The following is a 16570-nucleotide window of genomic DNA, read 5'->3' on the forward strand; positions in this document are numbered from 1 at the left end:
GTCCAGCGGTTTCGTCTGCCCGCGCGGCTGACAGAGCCGGCGGGAGACACTACATCGCCGCTGCAACGCACCAGGAGTGACACCGTGACGTTGGACGATCTGACCCCGCCGCCGGGCCTGAAACTGGCCGAGGCCCTGCCACCGAACGAGGCGCGCATCGCCGCCGCCGACGCCGCCGCCCGCCATTGGGACGGCAGCGAGCCCGGCAGCGTCGCGATCGGCGGGGACGCCCACAAGCGTCTGACCGCGGCGATGTTCCGGGAGACGTTCAACCCGTACAAGCCATCCATCATCGACTGGCCGAAAATGACACCGGAGGCGACGGAGCGGCTGGTCAACCTGCCGATCTGGGACATCGCCGTGCAGACCGAGGACAAGGCGATGATGCGCATGGCCGCCTATGCGCGCTCACTGACGGATCCGGACTGGCATGATGCCATCACGCTGAACGGGTGGGAGGAGGGCCGGCACCGGGTGGTGCTGTCGAACCTGGTACAGGCGTATGGCATCCCGCTGGAAAAGCCGCCGGTCTACAAACCGCCGCGGGACACCGAATGGGCCTATCTGGTCACCGGGTTTTCCGAATGCATCGACAGCTTCTTCGCCTTCGGCTTGTTCGCCCTGGCCAAGCGGTCGGCATTCTTCCCGCCGGAACTCGTCGATACCTTCGAGCCCGTCATCCAGGAGGAAGCCAGGCATATCCTGCTGTTCGCCAACTGGCTGGCCTGGCATCGCCGCAACCTGCCCATCTGGCGTCGCCCATGGTTCGAGTTGCGGGTCTGGGCCGTCTGGGTGTTCCTGGCGTGGGAGCGGATGGGGATCGCCCGCGGCATGGATGAGGGCGGCAAGCCGGCCAAGGGGCAGGACAACAACTTCACCGTCACCGGCAGCAAGGCGGTCAGCGACGTGGAGATCAGCGTCCCCGACCTTATGGCGCTGTGCCTGGCCGAGAACGACCGCCGCTTCGCCGGCTATGACATGCGCTTGCTGCGCCCCACCACGACCCCGTTCCTGGTCGCCACCGGGCTACGGGTGCTGAATGCCTGGCGGCGCCTGCGGGGGCGGCAGCCGGCGGTGGCATGAGGCCCGCCACTCCGGTTGGTCCGTGATTCGGCCTGGAGGCTCATTTTACCCCTTCCGGTCACCTCATCTGGCCGCCCGCCTCAGGCGACCGTACTCGGCCGCCGCTGATAGGCCAGAAGGTCGAAGGACTGTGGCTCGCGGACCCCGAGGATGGTCAAGCCGGCATGCGCCTGGCCACGGTGATGCGCCTGGTGGTTGAACAAATGCGTCAACGCCGGACCCAGCGCCTGCTGGAACAGCATCCCGGTGGAATTGCGGTATTCCAGCAGGCGATTGTAATCCCTCTCTGTCAGGCCGATGACGAAGCCATGGATCCGCTCGTCCTCGGCCACCCGCGCCGCCCGCAGCTCGGAGAAATCCTCATACAGGATCTGATCGAGCCGAGCGGGCTGCGGCCCTGTGCCGGTCATCCGCCGCAACCAGATATAGTCGGCGACCAACAGGTGGTTCAGTGTGCCATGCAGGCTCTTGAAGAACAGGCCGATCGGGCGCTTGCGGGCCTCGTCCGCCAGGCTGGCGGCATCCTCGTAGAGCCGCGCATTGACAAAGCGGTTGTATGCCGCCAGCTCATCGAAACGGTCCTTCAACATGGCATGGCTCCCTGGCAACATGGCGTGGCTCCCTGGCAACATGGCGTGGCTCCCTGGCTGGTGCTGCGGGTGACGGATTCTGGCCCGGACAGCGCGGCGATGCTACTGAGAAGGCGGCCCGTGATCATGAGGTTCTCTCAATAGCCGCTCCATCCCTGCGCGCGCTGAAGGCATTTGCCGAGACGGTCAGAGCCGGCAGCCTGACCGGCGCGGCCGCGGTGCTGCACATCACGCCCTCGGCCGTCTCACACCTGCTGCGGCAGCTGGAGGATACGCTGGGTGTCACGCTGTTTGCGGAACGCGCGCCGCGTATCCGGCTGACCGAGGGTGGAGAAACGCTGGGACGCCGCCTCGCCGCGGCGTTCGATACGATCGACGGCGCCATCGCCGAGGTCCGGCACCGCGCCAGCGACATCCGCGTCTCGACCCTGTCCAGCTTCCTGTCGTTGTGGCTGCTGCCGCGGTTTGGCAGGTTCCAGGCGCGGCATCCGAACACCCGCCTGCTGTTCAGCACCGGCATGCGGCCGGTGGACCTGGCAACGGAACCATTCGAATGCGCGATCCGCTGGGGCACCGGCGGATGGGCCGGGCTGGACTGCACACTGCTGTTCCGCGATCGGCCGGTGCTGGTCGCCAATCCGCGGCTGCTGGACTCCATCGCGACTGTGCCGCGCCTGGCCGCCGGCAGCAGACCGGAGGACTGGCCGCTGGTCGCCGCCGCGCTGGGCCTGCCCGACACGCCGCCGGCATTGACGTTCGAGACACGGGCCCAGGCGGTGCAAGCAGCGGTGGCCGGCATGGGCGCGGCGGTGGTGGACCGCAACCTGGTCACCGGGCTGCTGGCCGACGGTCTGCTGGCGGAACTGGCCCCCGAGCCGCCGGTGCTGGCACCGCAGGGACATTGGTTCGTCTGCCCGCCGAACCGGCTGCGCATCCCGCAGGTGCGTGCACTGCGGGACTGGCTGGTGTCGGAGGCAAGCGTTCTCCCCGTTCAGGCAAGACCCGCGATCGGCTGAGCCTCGCCAGCGACACCTGTCCGGCTCGCGCCGGCCACCGCCCGATCTGAAATCCCGTCTTTGCTTGTTCGAACCCGGCTGCCTCGTGGAAGGCGATCGTCGAGGGTCTTTTCGATCCGGTCATGAGCGTCACCTTGTAACAGTCCCGATCCCATGCCCGCGCCACCGCCGCCGCCAGACAGGTGGCGTGCCGGACAGGCGTACCGGACAGGGGTGATCCCATCGGACGCCCAATGGCGCGGATACCGCTCCCGCCGATTCCGAGGGCGGCTTGCAGCGCCCGAAAAATCCCCCGCTTCCAGCCGCCGCAAACCACGCTATACCGGAGGCCGATGTTCGGCTTCATCGCCTCCAGGATCCTGCAAGCCATCCCGGTGCTGCTGGTCGTCGGCTTCCTGGCCTTCGCCCTGTTCACCTATGTCGGCGATCCGATCGCCATCATGCTGCCGCAGGACCATACCGAGGCGCAGCGGCTGCAGCTGATCCACGACCTGGGCCTGGATCAGCCCTTCATCGTCCAATACTGGCATTTCCTGCTGAACGCCTTGCACGGCAATTTCGGCAATTCCTACCGCATGGCGCAGCCGGTGCTGACCCTGATCGGGGAGCGGCTGCCGGCCACCCTGGAGCTGGCGGTCACCGCAACGATCCTGGCCTTCGCCATTGGCGTGCCGATGGGCGTCTACACCGGCATCAACCGCACCGGCTGGCTGTCCCGCCTGTTCATGATCGTCTCCCTGATCGGTGTATCCCTGCCCACCTTCCTGCTGGGCATCCTGCTGATCCTGTGCTTCGCCGTGTGGCTCGGCTGGCTGCCCAGCTTCGGGCGCGGCACGGTCAGCCATATCGGCGGCTGGTGGACCACCGGCTTCACGTCCTGGAGCGGTATTCGATCCCTGATCCTGCCGGCCATCACGCTGGGGATGTTCCAGATGACGCTGATCATGCGCCTGGTCCGCGCCGAGATGCTGGAGGTCCTCCGTGCCGACTACATCAAGTTCGCCCGCGCGCGCGGGCTGACGAACCGGTCGATTTATTTCGGACATGCGCTGAAGAACACGCTGGTGCCGGTGATCACCGTCATCGGGCTGCAGTTTGGCGGGATCGTCGCCTTCTCCCTGGTGACCGAAACGGTGTTCCAGTGGCCGGGCATGGGATTGTTGCTTGTGCAGTCCGTCTCCTCGGCGGACATTCCGGTCATGTCGGCCTATCTGCTGCTGATCGCCCTGGTGTTCGTGATCATCAACCTGATCGTCGACCTGCTGTACTATGCGGTCGATCCGCGCCTGCGGGTGCGCCGATGAGGGTGCACCGATGAGGCTCCGCCGATGAAGGCGCGGCTGGCCAGAGCCTGGGATTCGGACCTGTTCTACGGGTTTCGGACCTCACCCGTCGCCCTGGCGGCGGGGCTGGTGCTGCTGGTGCTGATCGTCGCCGCCGCCTTCGCACCGTTCCTGGCGCCGCACAACCCGATGGATGTGGCGTCCCTGTCGCTGCTGGACAGCTTCAAGCCGCCGGTCGGCATGGCGGACGCCGATTGGTCCAACCCGCTGGGCACCGACAACCAGGGACGCGACGTGCTGTCGGCGATCATGTACGGGCTGCGCATCAGCCTGGCGGTGGGCATCAGCGCCGTCGTGCTGGCGGTGATCGTCGGCATCGCCATCGGCCTGGCCAGCGGCTATGCCGGCGGCACGCTGGACGCCGTGCTGATGCGCATCGCCGATGTGCAGCTCACCTTCCCCTCCATCCTGACCGCGCTGCTGGTCGACGGTGTCATCACCGTCGCCCTGCCCCGCACCATGCGCGACGCGGTGCAGATCTACGTGATGATCTTCGCCATCGGCATCAGCCTGTGGCCCGGCTTCGCGCGCACCGTCCGCGGCTCCACCCTGGTGGAGCGCAACAAGGACTATGTGCTGGCCGCCCGCGTCATCGGCGTGCGGCCCTGGCGGATCATGCTGTTCCACGTCATGCCCAACGTGATCGGGCCGGTGCTGGTGATCGGCACGCTGGGCCTGGGCCTGGCGGTGATCGCCGAGGCCACCCTGTCCTTCCTGGGCGTCGGCCTGCCGCCGACCCAACCCTCCCTCGGCACGCTGATCCGGTTCGGCAACGACTTCCTGTTCAGCGGGCAGTGGTGGGTCAGCGTCTTTCCGGGCCTGACCCTGATCCTGATGGTGCTGGCGATCAACCTGCTGGGCGACTGGATGCGCGACGCGCTGAACCCGAAGCTGCGCTGATGGCGCTGCTGGACGTCATCGACCTGTCGGTCGAGTTTCCTACCCGCCGCGGCACGCTGCGCGCGCTGGAACGTGTGTCCTTCAGCATCGAACCCGGGGAGGTGCTGGGCGTGGTGGGCGAATCCGGCGCCGGCAAGTCGCTGACCGGCGCCGCCATCGTCGGGCTGCTGGAACGCCCCGGCCGGATCGCCGGCGGCGAGATCCGCCTGAACGGGGAACGTATCGACACGATGCCGCCCGAGGCGATGCGCCGCATCCGCGGCCGGCGCATCGGCACCATCTTCCAGGACCCGCTGACCACGCTGAACCCGCTCTACACGATCGGCCGGCAACTGACCGAAACGATGCAGACCCACTTGCCGCTGTCCGACAAGGCGGCGCGGACCAAGGCGATCGAATGGCTGGACCGCGTCGGCATCCCCGCCGCCGGACAGCGGATCGATGCCTACCCGCACCAGTTCTCCGGCGGGCAGCGACAACGCGTGGTCATCGCCCTGGCGCTGTGCGCCGAACCGGCGCTGGTGGTCGCCGACGAGCCGACCACCGCGCTGGACGTTTCGATCCAGGCGCAGATCATCACCCTGCTGAAGGACCTGACCCGGGACCACGGCACCGCGGTGATGCTGGTGACGCACGACATGGGCGTGATCGCCGAAACCGCCGACCGCGTCGCCGTGATGTATGCCGGCCGCATCGCCGAGATTGGCCCGGTCGCCCAGGTGATCCGCCACCCGGCCCACCCCTATACCGAAGGACTGATGGCAAGCATCCCCACCCTGACCCACCGCGCCAACCGCCTGCGCCAGATCGACGGCGCCATGCCGCGCCTGGACGCCATGCCTCCGGGCTGCCGCTTCCACCCACGCTGCCCCATCGCCATCCCCCGCTGCACGGCCGAGCAACCGGAGCTGATGGACGCCGACGGCACCCGGGCGGCCTGCTGGGTGCAGGCGCATGGATAAGCTGATGCGGGACTCTGCCCCGCGCCCCGCCAAGGGCTTAACGCCCCGGGAACCCAATCCCCCATGGACGGGGATCCAAAGGGGCGCGCCCCTTTGCGGGGGTGCGGGGGCAGCGCCCCCGGGTCACCGGACCCCACCCGCATGAGCACCGGCAAGACCGTTCTGGAAGCCGTCCGTGTCTCCCATGGCTTCGATGTGTCGCGGCCATGGCTGCAGCGGGTGGTGGCGGGGGAGAAGCGGCGGTGGCTGCAGGCGGTGGATGAGGTATCGTTCGCGGTAGCGGCGGGGACGACGTTCGCGTTGGTGGGAGAGTCGGGGTGCGGCAAGTCCACCATCGCTCGGCTGGCAGTGGGTTTGTATGACCCGAAGCAAGGAGAGATACGGTTCGAGGGTGTCTCCTTGTCGGCCGCGCGCGCGCAGGCATCGTTGCGCCGCCGGATGAACATGATTTTCCAGGACCCGTATGCCTCGTTGAACCCGCGCTGGCGGGTATCGGATATTGTTGCGGAGCCAATTCGGACGTTCGGGCTGGCGGCGGGGGCGGAGGAGGTACGGGGCCGGGTTGGCCTGTTGCTGGCGCAGGTCGGGCTGGCGGTGGCGGATGGGCAGCGTTATCCGCACGAATTCTCGGGCGGGCAGCGCCAGCGCATCTCCATCGCGCGGGCGCTGGCGAGCGAGCCGGATTTCCTGGTCTGCGATGAGCCGACCAGCGCGCTGGACGTATCGGTGCAGGCGCAGATTCTGAACCTGATGCGGGATTTGCAGCAGCGCCTGGGGCTGACCTACCTGTTCATCAGCCACAACCTGGCGGTGGTGCGTCACATGGCGGACCGGTTGGGGGTGATGTATCTGGGCCGGATCGTGGAGCAGGGTCCGGCCGATGCGGTGTTTGGCCGCCCGCGCCATCCGTATACGCGGATGCTGCTGGAATCGGTGCCCGACTTGGAGAGGATCGGCCAGCGGCGGACGCCGGTGCGGGGGGAAGTGCCCAGCCCGATCGCCCCGCCGTCGGGATGCACGTTCCATCCCAGGTGTCCGCTGGCGAATGACCGGTGCCGCATGGAGAAGCCGGCGCACACGCGCGTGGATGGAGTCGAGGTGGCGTGTCACGCCGTGGAGGAAGGCCGTGGATGAGGATGATGACCGCGGGGGTTCCGGCTCACCGTGGCGGGCACTGGTGGGGCTGCTGGTGCTGATCGTGGTGGGGATCGGGGTGTGGTTCGTGATGCAGCAGTTGCGGCAGTCGGCGGCGATGCAGGATTGCCTGGCGTCGGGGCGGACGAACTGCGCGCCGGTGGTGGGACGGTAGGGGTGCGGTCCACACGCGCGGGCTGAAGGCCGCGGTCACCGCGCATTGGCGCCGGCCGGCACGCCCTGGCGCGGTCCGCCGAGCGGGTTGTCGGGTGGCCGGATCTGCACCGGGCGCAAGCCCGCCGCGCGCAACCTGCCGCGCCGCCTCACACGGTCCCCGCTCGTGACTCGACCCGTGCCGCTGCCTGTCAGGCCCTCCGGCGCCCAATTCAACGGACACGCGCGACCGGATCCTGCCGCAACCCCCGCCCCCACAGCACCGTGACCGGCCGCAACACCCGCCCATCCAGCCGCACCGACGCGCCCGGCAGCACCGAAACGCCATCGAACCACCGTGCGGCCGCCGCCAGCGCGCGCTCCGGCGGGTCCACCGACAGCACCAGCATGTCCGTCCCGGCAAACGCCGCCAGCGGATGCGCGAACCCGAACTGCCGGCTATCCCGGTCCAGCACCAGCACCGTCACCCCCGGCCCCAGCGCGTAGCCGAACTTGCCGCCGTCCCGCCAGTTCATCACCGCAACGACCGCGCCGTCCCGCAGCAACCCCCGCGCCCGCAGGTCGTCGCGCACCGAGGTCCAGTCCAGCCCCTCATCCGTCGGGTCCTTCCGCAGCACGGAAGCCGCCGCCCCGCCCAGCCAGTCGAGCTGCATCTGCGTGGAGATCACCGCCACCACCGCCACAACCAGACAACCCGTCGCCGCGATCGTCCGGCGCACCCACCGCGCGGCCACCGCGCCCCCGATCGCCTGCCCCAGCAGCGGGAACAGCATCAGGTAGCCCGGCGCCGCCCAGTGAAACAGAATCCGCTGCCCCGACCACGCCGAGATCAGCGCGAACGCCACGATCGGCGGCGCCGCCAGCCAGGCCAGCAGCCGGTGGGTCCAGGGCGCGCCGCGGCGGAATGCGTCCACCCATAGCAGCATCATCGGCACCCAGATCCAGGGCAGCACGAACAGCGCCTCGCCCCCCAGCACCGTCAGCGGCATCCAGGGCTGGAAGCGCAGCCCCACCGCCCGGTCCCCCTGGAACGCGAAGGACGCCCAGCCGTGCGCGGCATTCCACAGCGGCACGGGTGAGAACACCGCCAGCGCCAGCACCGCCGCCATGTACGGCCCGGGCCGCGCCAGCCACACCCGGTCCCGCGGGCTGAAGACCAGGTACAGCCCTGCCCCGCCGATGGTCAGCACCGCCGTGTATTTGGAGAACAGGGCCAGGCCGGCACACATGCCGGCCCCCACCCACCAGCCCAGCCCGGACCGCCGGCCCCGCCGGTGCGCGTCCGGCGCGGACGCGGGCGTCCCATTGGGTGTCCCATTGGGCGTCCCACCGGACGCCCCGCCGGACGCCCCATCGGGCACTCCGTCGGGCGCCCCATCCGGCCCGTCCGCCAGCGCGCGCAGCAGGCACAGCGCCGCACCCAGCAGCGCCGCGTCCAGCGGCCCGTCCGGCAGCACCCAGGTTCCGGTCGTCACCCCGAACACCGGCGACAGGTTCAGCGCCACCACCGCCCAGAACCCCGCCCGCCGATCGGCCACCAGGCACCCGATCCGGTACATCAGTCCTTGCGACAGCGCGAACAGCAGGATGAAGGGCAGCCGCACCACCACGGGCGATTCGGACCCGAACAGATGCGCCGCCCCCCAGGACAGCCACCACGACGCCGGCGGGTGGTCGAAATACCCCAGGCCAGGCACGCGCCCGGCCGCGACCATGTAGCTTTCGTCCACCCCCAGGCCGGTGGTGGCGGCGAAGGCCAGCCGCAGCAGCGTGGTGCCCGCGATCACCAACGTGATTGGCAGCGGCACGATTGGCGGCGCGCGCATAGGTCTCGCGGTCAGGCGCTGACCGTCTTCGCCACGCCCAGCCGCCCCGCCATCTCCTGGATGAACTGCCACGCCACGCGGCCGGAGCGCGAGCCGCGCGTGACCGACCACTCCACCGCCTCGGCATGCAGCGTCTCGGGGTCGATCGGCAGGTCCAGATCGGCGGCATAGCCGTCGATCATCGCCATGAAGGTCGGCTGGTCGCAGTTATGGAAGCCCAGCCACAGGCCGAAGCGGTCGGACAGCGACACCTTCTCCTCAATGGACTCGTTCGGATTGATCGCGGTGGAACGCTCATTGTCGATCATGTCGCGCGGCATCAGGTGCCGCCGGTTCGATGTGGCATAGAACAGCACGTTGTCCGGCCGCCCCTCGATGCCCCCGTCCAGCACGGATTTCAGCGCCTTGTAGTCGGCATCCTCCTTCTCGAAGGACAGGTCGTCGCACAGGATCAGGCAGCGGCGAGCCTGTCCGCGCAGCTGGTTCAGCAGTTCCGGCAGGGTGCGGATATCCTCGCGGTGGATTTCGATCAGCGCCAGGCAGCCGGGCGTTTCCTGGTTCGCCGCCGCGTGGGCGGCCTTTACCAGCGAGGATTTGCCCATCCCCCGCGCGCCCCACAGCATCGCGTTGTTGGCCGGCAGGCCGCGGGCGAAGCGCAGCGTGTTCTCCAGCAGGATGTCGCGCTGGCGATCCACGCCCTTCAGCAGCGCGATCGCCACGCGCGACACGCGGGGCACCGGCGCCAGCGTCCCGCCCTCCCCCGCGCGGGGCGCCGGATGCCAGACGAACGCGTCCGCATCGCCGAGGTCCACCGGTGCCGGTGGGGGCGGCGCCAGGCGGTCCAGGGCGGCCGCGATGCGGGTCAGAAGAAGCAGCGTCGGTTGGTCGGTCACGGGGTCATCCAGGAAAGCTTGACGAAAGAGGGCCGGAAACTATGGTCCGCCCGGTTTCACCGCAAGGACGCCCTCGCCCTCATGAACCCTTTCGTTCTGATCTCCCCGGCTTATGCGCAGGACATCACCGGCGGCCTGCTGGGCAATGCCACGCAGTTTGCCCCGCTGATCCTGATCTTCGCGGTGTTCTACTTCCTGCTGATCCGCCCCCAGCAGCAGAAGCAGAAGGAAATGCGCTCCATGATCGCGTCGCTGAAGCGCGGCGACCGCGTGGTGACCGGCGGCGGCATCCTGGGCACCGTGCAGCGCGTGCCGATGGTGCAGGACAAGGACGGCAAGCAGGTTCCGTCCAATGAGATCGAGGTGGAGATCGCGCCGAACCTGAAGGTGACCGTGCTGCGCGACACCATCACCAGCGTGGTCAAGCCGGTCGCGGCGAACGACACCGGCGCTGTGAAAGGCAAGGCCTCCTGATCCGGCCGCGGCCGCCTGATCAGCCGTTTCTTCAAGACCTCCGGACCAGCAAGAACCTCTGGACCAGCAAGACCTCCGGACCGGGGGGCGGTGCGCATCGCCGGGACCGGCCCGCGCCGTCCGTCCGGTCAATCCGCCGTTACCGCCTCTGCCGCCCGGCCCGCCGCCAGTGCCACAACCGCCGGATAGTCGGTCTTGCCGCTGCCCAGCAGCGGCAGCTTCGCCACCACCAGGACCTCGCGCGCGACCATGATCTCGGCGATCCCCGACGCGCGCGCCTTGGCCAGCATGGCCCGCGGTGCGGCGTCGGGCTGGGTCGTCACCAGCACCAGGCGCTCGCCCTTGCGCGCATCCGGCAGCGCCACGACGGCCTGGGCGGCATCCGGCCAGACGCTATGGGCCAGCGCCTCGGCCGCGCCCAGCGACACCATCTCACCCGCGATTTTCGCAAACCGTTTCGCCCGGCCCAGGATCGTCACGAAGCCCTGCGCGTCGACCGATACGATGTCGCCGGTGTCGTACCAGCCGTCCGGCGGCGCCTGCGGCACGCCGGGGCGATCGGCCTTCAAATAGCCCAGCATCACATTGGGGCCCTTGACCAGCAGCCGCCCGCCGCCCTCGATCCCCGGCACCGGCTCCAGCCGATGCAAGATGCCCGGGAGGAACTGGCCGACCGACCCCTCCTTCGCCGCCGCCAGCGTGTTCAGCGCCAGCACCGGTCCGGTCTCGGTCGCGCCATATCCCTCGAAGATCGGTTTTCCGAAACGCGCCATATAGGCCTGCCGCGTCTCCGGCCGCACCTTCTCGGCGCCGGCGAAGATGTAGCGCAGCGACTGAAAGTCCATCGGCTCGCCTCGCCGCGCATAGCCGCCGAGGAAACTGTCGGTGCCGAACAGGATGGTGGACTGGTCGTCGTAGACCATCTCCGGCACCGCCTTGTAGTGCAGCGGCGAGGGATACAGGAAGGTGCGCACCCCGTACAGCAGCGGCAGCAAGGTGCCGGCGGTCAAGCCGAAGGCGTGGAACATCGGCAGCGCGTTGAACACCCGGTCGGCGGGATTGAAGTCGATGATCGCCGCCGCCTGGGCGCAGTTGGCCAACAGCGCCCGGTGGCTCAGCGCGACGCCCTTGGGCGCCCCCTCCGACCCGGAGGTGAACAGCACCACCGCCATCCCCTGCCCGTCCCCCGTCGCACCCGGCAGGCGCTGCGGCCGCCATGCCGCCACCATGCCGCGCAGCCTGCCGCCCAGGCCGATCGCGGCGCGCACATCCTCCAGCCACACGAAGCGCAGCCGCGTGCTCAGGGCGTCGACCAGCCGGTGCAGCCTGCCCTTCTCGATGAAGCGGCGGGAGCTGACGATGCTGCCGACCCCGGCGGCGGCGCAGCAGCTCAGGACCGCTTCGGCGCCGGACGCGACATTCAGCATCGCGACGGTGCGGCCCTGGGCTTGCAGGCCGAAAAAGGTGACGGCAAGGCCCGCTGAATTCGGCAGCAGCACGCCCACGACCGGTTCAGTCACCAGGGCAACCAGGGCTCGGCCCAGCACCGTCGAGGCCAGGATCAGCCGGTCATACGTCAACGCCGTCCGGGTGGTGCCGCCGCCATCGCCGGGGGCGATATCGGCCACGACCGGCCTGCCCAGGTCGTACAGCGACCGGGCACGCAGAAGGTTGCCGAACAGGGTGCCGTGGATGGTTTCGGGGCGGAAGGCGGCCGCCACCATGATCCCGTGCAGCACCCGTCCCAATTCCATCCGGCGCGCCCTGCCGACCACCGCCGCGGGGATCTCTGGCCGGCAGGGCGGCAGCACCGTCAGCCGGACGCGCGGGAACCAGCGCAACGGCAGCTTGCCCCGCATGTGCGACGTCTTGTGGAAGACCAGCCCGTCGATCCGCACCGGCACGATCGCCGCGTCCGCCTTGTCGGCGATCAGCGCCGGGCCGGCATAGATTTTCATCAGCGCACCGGTGCGGGTGATGCGGCCCTCGGGGAAAATCGCCAGCCGGCGTCCGTCCCGCACCGCCTTGACCATCGCCCTGGTCGCCATCGGATTGGCCGGATCGACCGGAAACAGCTCCAGGAAGGCCGACAGGAACCGGAACCGCCGCGCCTGCTCCGTATCGATCGCGAAGACCAGCTCACCGGGCAGGAACGCGGCGACAAGGCAGCCGTCCAGGAAGGATTGATGGTTGACGACCACCACGGCCCGCTGGTCGGGCGGCGGCAAGTTCTCCAGCCCGCGCACGGCGACGCGGTGGAACAGGCGAAAATACCCGCGCATCAGGGACCGCAGCACGTCACGCGGCAGCAGGCGGACGATCCACAGCGCCACCAGCAGGTTGGCGGCCGCGGCGACCTTCAGCGCACCCGGCGCCGAGACGCCGGCCGCCGCCAGCCCCGCCACCACCCCGGCGCCCGCCACCATGAACACCGCGTTCACCACGTTGTTCGCCGCGATGGTGCGGGCGCGATGGGCGGGTTCGGACTGCTCCTGCACGATCGCGTACAGCGGCACCGAGTACAGCCCGCCGCAGACCGCCAGCAACAGCAGGTTCAGCATCATCCGCCAGCCCTGCACCGAGGCCAGCACCGCCGGCACGTCCGCCAGCCGCCCGGCCGCATTGGCGGCGCTGCCGCAATCCCAGATGAATACGGTGATGGCCAGCGCCGCGAACGGCACGTAGCGCGCGCTGACCTCGCCGCGCAGCAGGCGGGCGCACAGGATGGAGCCGGTGCCCACCCCGACCGAGAACACCGTCAGCAGCAGGGTCACGACATGCCCGTCGGCGCCCAGGGTATCGCGGGCCAACGAGGGAAACTCCGACAGCAGCAGCGCTCCCAGCGCCCAGAACCAGGACAGGCCGAGGATCGACAGCCACACCGGGCGCGTGCCGCGGGCGAGGCGCACCACCCCAGCGGTCTCACCCAGGATGTTCCAGCCGATGCGCAGGCCGGGATCGGCGGCCGGCGCCGGCGGCACCGCGAAGGCGGCCAGCAGGCCGATCGCGGAGATCGCCAGGCCGGTGCCGGCGACGATGGCAGGCCCCGACTCCAGCAGCACGAGGGCCCCGCCCGCGACGGTGCCGGCCAGGATGGCGACGAAGGTGGCGGCCTCGATCAAGCCATTGCCGGCGACGATCTCCGTCGTGTCCAGATGATCCGGCAGGATGCCGTATTTGACCGGCCCGAACAGCGCCGCCTGCACGCCCAGGCCGAACAGCACCGCCAGCAGCAGCGGCGTACTGCCCAGCAGGAACCCCGCCGCCGATACCGCCATCAGCGCCACCTCCAGCGCCTTCACCGCCTGGATCACGCGCGACTTGTCGAACCGGTCGGCGATCTGGCCGGCGGTGGCCGACAGCAGCGCATAGGGTGCGATGAACAGCGCGCCGGCCAGCGCCACCAGACCGGCGCCGCCGGTGCCGAACCGGAACAGCGCCAGCACGACCAGCGCGTTCTTCACCAGGTTGTCGTTCAGCGCGCCACAGGCCTGCGACAGGCACAGCGGCCCCAGCCGGCGCGTGGCAAGCAGCGCCAGCGACGAGGCCGGCGCCCCGCTCGAGGCCGGCGCGGTGCCCGAGGCCGGGGCGCTGCTCATGACACCACCCGCATCGCCAGGGCGACGATCTGGTCCTGCATCGCCGACAGGTTGCCGGCCAGCCGCCCGTACAGCAGGAACGTGGCCGGCTGCAGGATCACCCCCATCACCGCCGCGGCGATCAGCACGGGGTCACGCGGCGGGATGTCTCCCGCCGCCATGCCGGCGGCGACCGCGTCGCACAGAATCCGCACCGGATTGTCCGCCTCCTCGATCGGGATGCTCCGCAAGCCGGCATGCTGGGTCAGCAGCAGGAAGCCGAACAGGATGTCGTCCTCGGCCTGCAACCGGCACACGGTGCGGACCATCGCGTCGAGCTTCGCCGGAAACCGTCCCTCGGTCGCCGCCGCCGCTGCCAGCCGCCGTCCATAGGCGGCATAGCCGGTCTGAAACATCTCCTGCACCAGCGCGTCCCGGCTCCTGAAATGGGCATATAATGAGGGCGCCTTGATGCCGACCGCGTCAGCGATGTCGCGCAGGGAGACGGCGTCGATGCCGTGGGCCACGAACAGGCGCATGGCCGCGCGCATGATCCGGTCGCGGGTGGAGAGGTCCTGCATGGCGCGGCCCCGTTGCTAACGAACGTTCGTTAGAATAATGGAAGGCGCGCGGCCCGCCGTCAATGCCGGACCATCCGGGCCGGACCATCCGGGCCGGACCATCCGGGACACAGCTCCGCGCCTTTCCGCCTTGCCCTTTGCGTCCCGTTCGGATACACGCCCGCCGCGCCGGCACCCCTGGAGGCCGGCGTTTGTCATTCAGGAGCGAACCATGGCCAATGTTGTGACCATCGAGGCCGAGGTCCGTACGCGTAGCGGTAAGGGGGCGGCGCGGGCGACCCGGCGTGCAGGCAAGGTGCCTGCGGTAATTTATGGCGGCAAGCAGGAACCCAACCTGATTGCCCTCGACCCCCGCGTCGTCATGCGCGAGCTGCACCGGGCCGGCTGGCAGTCCCGCGTGTATGAGATCCAGGGCGGCGACGCGCCGATCAAGGCCCTGATCCGCGGCGTGCAGTTCCATCCGGTGTCCGACCAGCCGGAACATGTGGATTTCCAGCGCCTTGTACCCGGGGAGCGGATCAAGGTCGCGGTCCCGGTGCATTTCGAAAATGACGGCATCAGCCCCGGGCTGAAGCGCGGCGCGGTGCTGAACGTCGTGCGCCACGCGGTGGAGGTCTGGACCGACGCGGAGCACATCCCCGATCAGTTCACCGCCGACCTGGGTCCGCTGGACTTCAACGACAATGTCCGCTGGCACGATCTGAAGGGCACCGAGGGCATCAGCCCGGTGATCGCCCGCGACTTCGTCGTCGCCACCGTGGTGCCGCCGACCAAGGTCGAGGTCGCCGCCGAACCGACCGCCGCCGCCGCCGCGCCGGCCGCCAAGGCGCCCGCCAAGAAGGGCTGACAGCCGATGGCCCTGTCCCAGTGACCCAACTCTGGGTCGGCCTCGGCAATCCGGAGCCCGGGATGGCGGCCAACCGCCATAATATCGGCTTCATGGCCGTTGACGTGATTGCGTCCCGCCACGGCTTCTCGCCGTGGCGGCGCCGCTTCAAGGGCGTCACGGCCGAGGGGTCCATCGCCGGGCAGAAGATCCTGGCGCTGAAACCGCTGACCTATATGAACGCGTCGGGTGAGTCGGTGCAGGAGGCCGCCGCCTTCTACAAGCTGGCCCCCGCCGCGATCACCGCCTTCCATGATGAACTGGACCTCGTGCCCGGAAAGGTCCGGGTGAAAAAGGGCGGCGGCGCCGCGGGGCATAACGGGCTGCGCTCGATGGACCGCATGCTGGGCTCGCAGGACTATTGGCGGGTGCGGCTGGGCATCGGCCATCCCGGCTCGAGGGAGCGGGTGCTGGGCCATGTCCTCGGCAATTTCGCCAAGGACGATGCCGGCTGGCTGACCACGATGCTGGACGCGGTGGCGGAGGCCGCGCCGCTGCTGGCGCAGGGCAAGCCCGAGGATTTCATGACGCGCGTCGCGCTGCTGACACAGGACATTCGATAATGGGCTTCAACTGCGGCATCGTTGGCCTGCCGAACGTGGGAAAATCCACGCTGTTCAATGCGCTGACCGCGACCGCGGCGGCGCAGGCGGCGAACTACCCGTTCTGCACGATCGAGCCGAATGTCGGCCGCGTCGCCGTCCCCGACAAGCGGCTGCAGGTGCTGTCCGATATCGGCAAGTCGCAGAAGATCGTGCCCACCTCGCTGGAGTTCGTCGACATCGCCGGGCTGGTGCGCGGTGCGTCCAAGGGCGAGGGCCTGGGCAACCAGTTCCTGGCCAACATCCGGGATTGTGACGCGGTGGCCTTCGTCGCCCGCTGCTTCGTCGACGACGACATCACTCACGTCGAGGGGCGGATCGACCCGATCTCCGACCTCGACATCATCGACACCGAACTGATGCTGGCCGACCTGGAGAGCCTGGAAAAACGGGTGGTGAACCTGGAGAAGCGGGCCAAGGGCGGCGACAAGGAAAGCGCCAACACCCTGCGCCTGGTGCGCCTGGCGCTGGACCAGCTTAACGCCGGCCGGCCCGCGCGCACCGCCGAAGTGGCCAAGGACGACGAGA

At 69.3% G+C, this 16570-nt stretch carries 16 protein-coding genes; 11 read left to right on the forward strand and 5 right to left on the reverse strand.

The features are described from left to right. Window positions 1–84 precede the first annotated feature (84 nt). Window positions 85–1083, forward strand: a complete 999-nt coding sequence (locus VHC04_RS05980) for a ferritin-like domain-containing protein (RefSeq protein WP_325679010.1) — start codon at window positions 85–87, stop codon at window positions 1081–1083. 80 nt (window positions 1084–1163) lie between these two features. Here the strand turns inward: VHC04_RS05980 and VHC04_RS05985 are convergent, their stop codons facing one another. After that, a complete protein-coding gene (locus VHC04_RS05985) occupies window positions 1164–1673 on the reverse strand; it encodes a DinB family protein (RefSeq protein WP_325679012.1) in 510 nt (169 codons plus the stop codon). On the opposite strand from VHC04_RS05985, the gene VHC04_RS05990 reads away from it, so the two are divergent. The 6 genes from VHC04_RS05990 (at window position 1640) to VHC04_RS06015 (ending at window position 7203) form a co-directional block, all read left to right on the forward strand. Next, on the forward strand, window positions 1640–2689 hold the full coding sequence (locus VHC04_RS05990) for a LysR substrate-binding domain-containing protein (protein ID WP_325679014.1): 1050 nt from the start codon (window positions 1640–1642) through the stop codon (window positions 2687–2689). The genes VHC04_RS05985 and VHC04_RS05990 overlap by 34 nt on opposite strands. Window positions 2690–3021: 332 nt before the next feature. Then, window positions 3022–3993, forward strand: a complete 972-nt coding sequence (locus tag VHC04_RS05995) for an ABC transporter permease (RefSeq protein WP_325679016.1) — start codon at window positions 3022–3024, stop codon at window positions 3991–3993. 24 nt (window positions 3994–4017) lie between these two features. Then, window positions 4018–4932: an ABC transporter permease gene (locus VHC04_RS06000; RefSeq protein ID WP_325679018.1), complete on the forward strand. Its 915-nt coding sequence runs from the start codon at window positions 4018–4020 to the stop codon at window positions 4930–4932. Then, window positions 4932–5894, forward strand: coding sequence for an ABC transporter ATP-binding protein (locus tag VHC04_RS06005; protein WP_325679020.1), 963 nt, complete (start codon window positions 4932–4934; stop codon window positions 5892–5894). Before VHC04_RS06000 ends, VHC04_RS06005 begins: the two co-directional genes overlap by 1 nt. Before the next feature lie 141 nt (window positions 5895–6035). Next, entirely contained in the window at window positions 6036–7028 is a 993-nt protein-coding gene (locus VHC04_RS06010) for an ABC transporter ATP-binding protein (RefSeq protein WP_325679022.1), read from the forward strand. Further along, on the forward strand, window positions 7021–7203 hold the full coding sequence (locus VHC04_RS06015) for a hypothetical protein (RefSeq protein ID WP_325679024.1): 183 nt from the start codon (window positions 7021–7023) through the stop codon (window positions 7201–7203). Before VHC04_RS06010 ends, VHC04_RS06015 begins: the two co-directional genes overlap by 8 nt. A 211-nt stretch (window positions 7204–7414) precedes the next feature. On the opposite strand, the gene VHC04_RS06020 is transcribed toward VHC04_RS06015, so the two are convergent. Then, window positions 7415–9028, reverse strand: a complete 1614-nt coding sequence (locus tag VHC04_RS06020) for a glycosyltransferase family 39 protein (protein ID WP_325679026.1) — start codon at window positions 9026–9028, stop codon at window positions 7415–7417. 11 nt (window positions 9029–9039) lie between these two features. After that, window positions 9040–9921, reverse strand: coding sequence for an ATP-binding protein (locus VHC04_RS06025; protein WP_325679028.1), 882 nt, complete (start codon window positions 9919–9921; stop codon window positions 9040–9042). A gap of 81 nt (window positions 9922–10002) precedes the next feature. Between VHC04_RS06025 and yajC the strand changes: the two genes are divergently transcribed. Continuing rightward, window positions 10003–10395: a preprotein translocase subunit YajC gene (yajC, locus tag VHC04_RS06030; protein ID WP_325679030.1), complete on the forward strand. Its 393-nt coding sequence runs from the start codon at window positions 10003–10005 to the stop codon at window positions 10393–10395. A gap of 128 nt (window positions 10396–10523) precedes the next feature. Here yajC and VHC04_RS06035 read toward each other — a convergent pair whose 3' ends face one another. Together VHC04_RS06035 and VHC04_RS06040 are read right to left on the reverse strand one after the other, a co-directional pair. Then, entirely contained in the window at window positions 10524–13994 is a 3471-nt protein-coding gene (locus tag VHC04_RS06035) for an acyl-[ACP]--phospholipid O-acyltransferase (protein WP_325679032.1), read from the reverse strand. Beyond that, window positions 13991–14554: a TetR/AcrR family transcriptional regulator gene (locus tag VHC04_RS06040; protein ID WP_325679034.1), complete on the reverse strand. Its 564-nt coding sequence runs from the start codon at window positions 14552–14554 to the stop codon at window positions 13991–13993. Before VHC04_RS06040 ends, VHC04_RS06035 begins: the two co-directional genes overlap by 4 nt. A 211-nt stretch (window positions 14555–14765) precedes the next feature. Between VHC04_RS06040 and VHC04_RS06045 the strand changes: the two genes are divergently transcribed. The 3 genes from VHC04_RS06045 to VHC04_RS06055 all read left to right on the forward strand — a co-directional run. Continuing rightward, on the forward strand, window positions 14766–15401 hold the full coding sequence (locus VHC04_RS06045; protein WP_325679035.1) for a 50S ribosomal protein L25/general stress protein Ctc: 636 nt from the start codon (window positions 14766–14768) through the stop codon (window positions 15399–15401). A gap of 20 nt (window positions 15402–15421) precedes the next feature. Continuing rightward, window positions 15422–16003, forward strand: a complete 582-nt coding sequence (gene pth / locus VHC04_RS06050; protein ID WP_325679037.1) for an aminoacyl-tRNA hydrolase — start codon at window positions 15422–15424, stop codon at window positions 16001–16003. Continuing rightward, window positions 16003–16570, forward strand: a 568-nt coding sequence (locus VHC04_RS06055) for a GTPase (RefSeq protein ID WP_325679040.1), incomplete at its 3' end; no start/stop codon positions are given. The genes pth and VHC04_RS06055, both read left to right, overlap by 1 nt.

It is taken from the genome of Rhodopila sp. (assembly GCF_035548095.1).
GTDB lineage: Bacteria > Pseudomonadota > Alphaproteobacteria > Acetobacterales > Acetobacteraceae > Rhodopila.

What these genes read in the sequence shown, in the direction of transcription:
- VHC04_RS06005 (WP_325679020.1), top strand. Translation starts at nt 4,932, where the DNA reads ATGGCGCTGCTGGACGTCATCGACCTGTCGGTCGAGTTTCCTACCCGC.
- VHC04_RS06020 (WP_325679026.1), bottom strand. Translation starts at nt 9,028, where the DNA reads ATGCGCGCGCCGCCAATCGTGCCGCTGCCAATCACGTTGGTGATCGCG.
- VHC04_RS05995 (WP_325679016.1), top strand. Translation starts at nt 3,022, where the DNA reads ATGTTCGGCTTCATCGCCTCCAGGATCCTGCAAGCCATCCCGGTGCTG.
- yajC (WP_325679030.1), top strand. Translation starts at nt 10,003, where the DNA reads ATGAACCCTTTCGTTCTGATCTCCCCGGCTTATGCGCAGGACATCACC.
- VHC04_RS05985 (WP_325679012.1), bottom strand. Translation starts at nt 1,673, where the DNA reads ATGTTGAAGGACCGTTTCGATGAGCTGGCGGCATACAACCGCTTTGTC.
- VHC04_RS06040 (WP_325679034.1), bottom strand. Translation starts at nt 14,554, where the DNA reads ATGCAGGACCTCTCCACCCGCGACCGGATCATGCGCGCGGCCATGCGC.
- VHC04_RS06035 (WP_325679032.1), bottom strand. Translation starts at nt 13,994, where the DNA reads ATGAGCAGCGCCCCGGCCTCGGGCACCGCGCCGGCCTCGAGCGGGGCG.
- VHC04_RS05990 (WP_325679014.1), top strand. Translation starts at nt 1,640, where the DNA reads ATGCCGCCAGCTCATCGAAACGGTCCTTCAACATGGCATGGCTCCCTG.
- VHC04_RS06045 (WP_325679035.1), top strand. Translation starts at nt 14,766, where the DNA reads ATGGCCAATGTTGTGACCATCGAGGCCGAGGTCCGTACGCGTAGCGGT.
- VHC04_RS06010 (WP_325679022.1), top strand. Translation starts at nt 6,036, where the DNA reads ATGAGCACCGGCAAGACCGTTCTGGAAGCCGTCCGTGTCTCCCATGGC.
- VHC04_RS06000 (WP_325679018.1), top strand. Translation starts at nt 4,018, where the DNA reads ATGAAGGCGCGGCTGGCCAGAGCCTGGGATTCGGACCTGTTCTACGGG.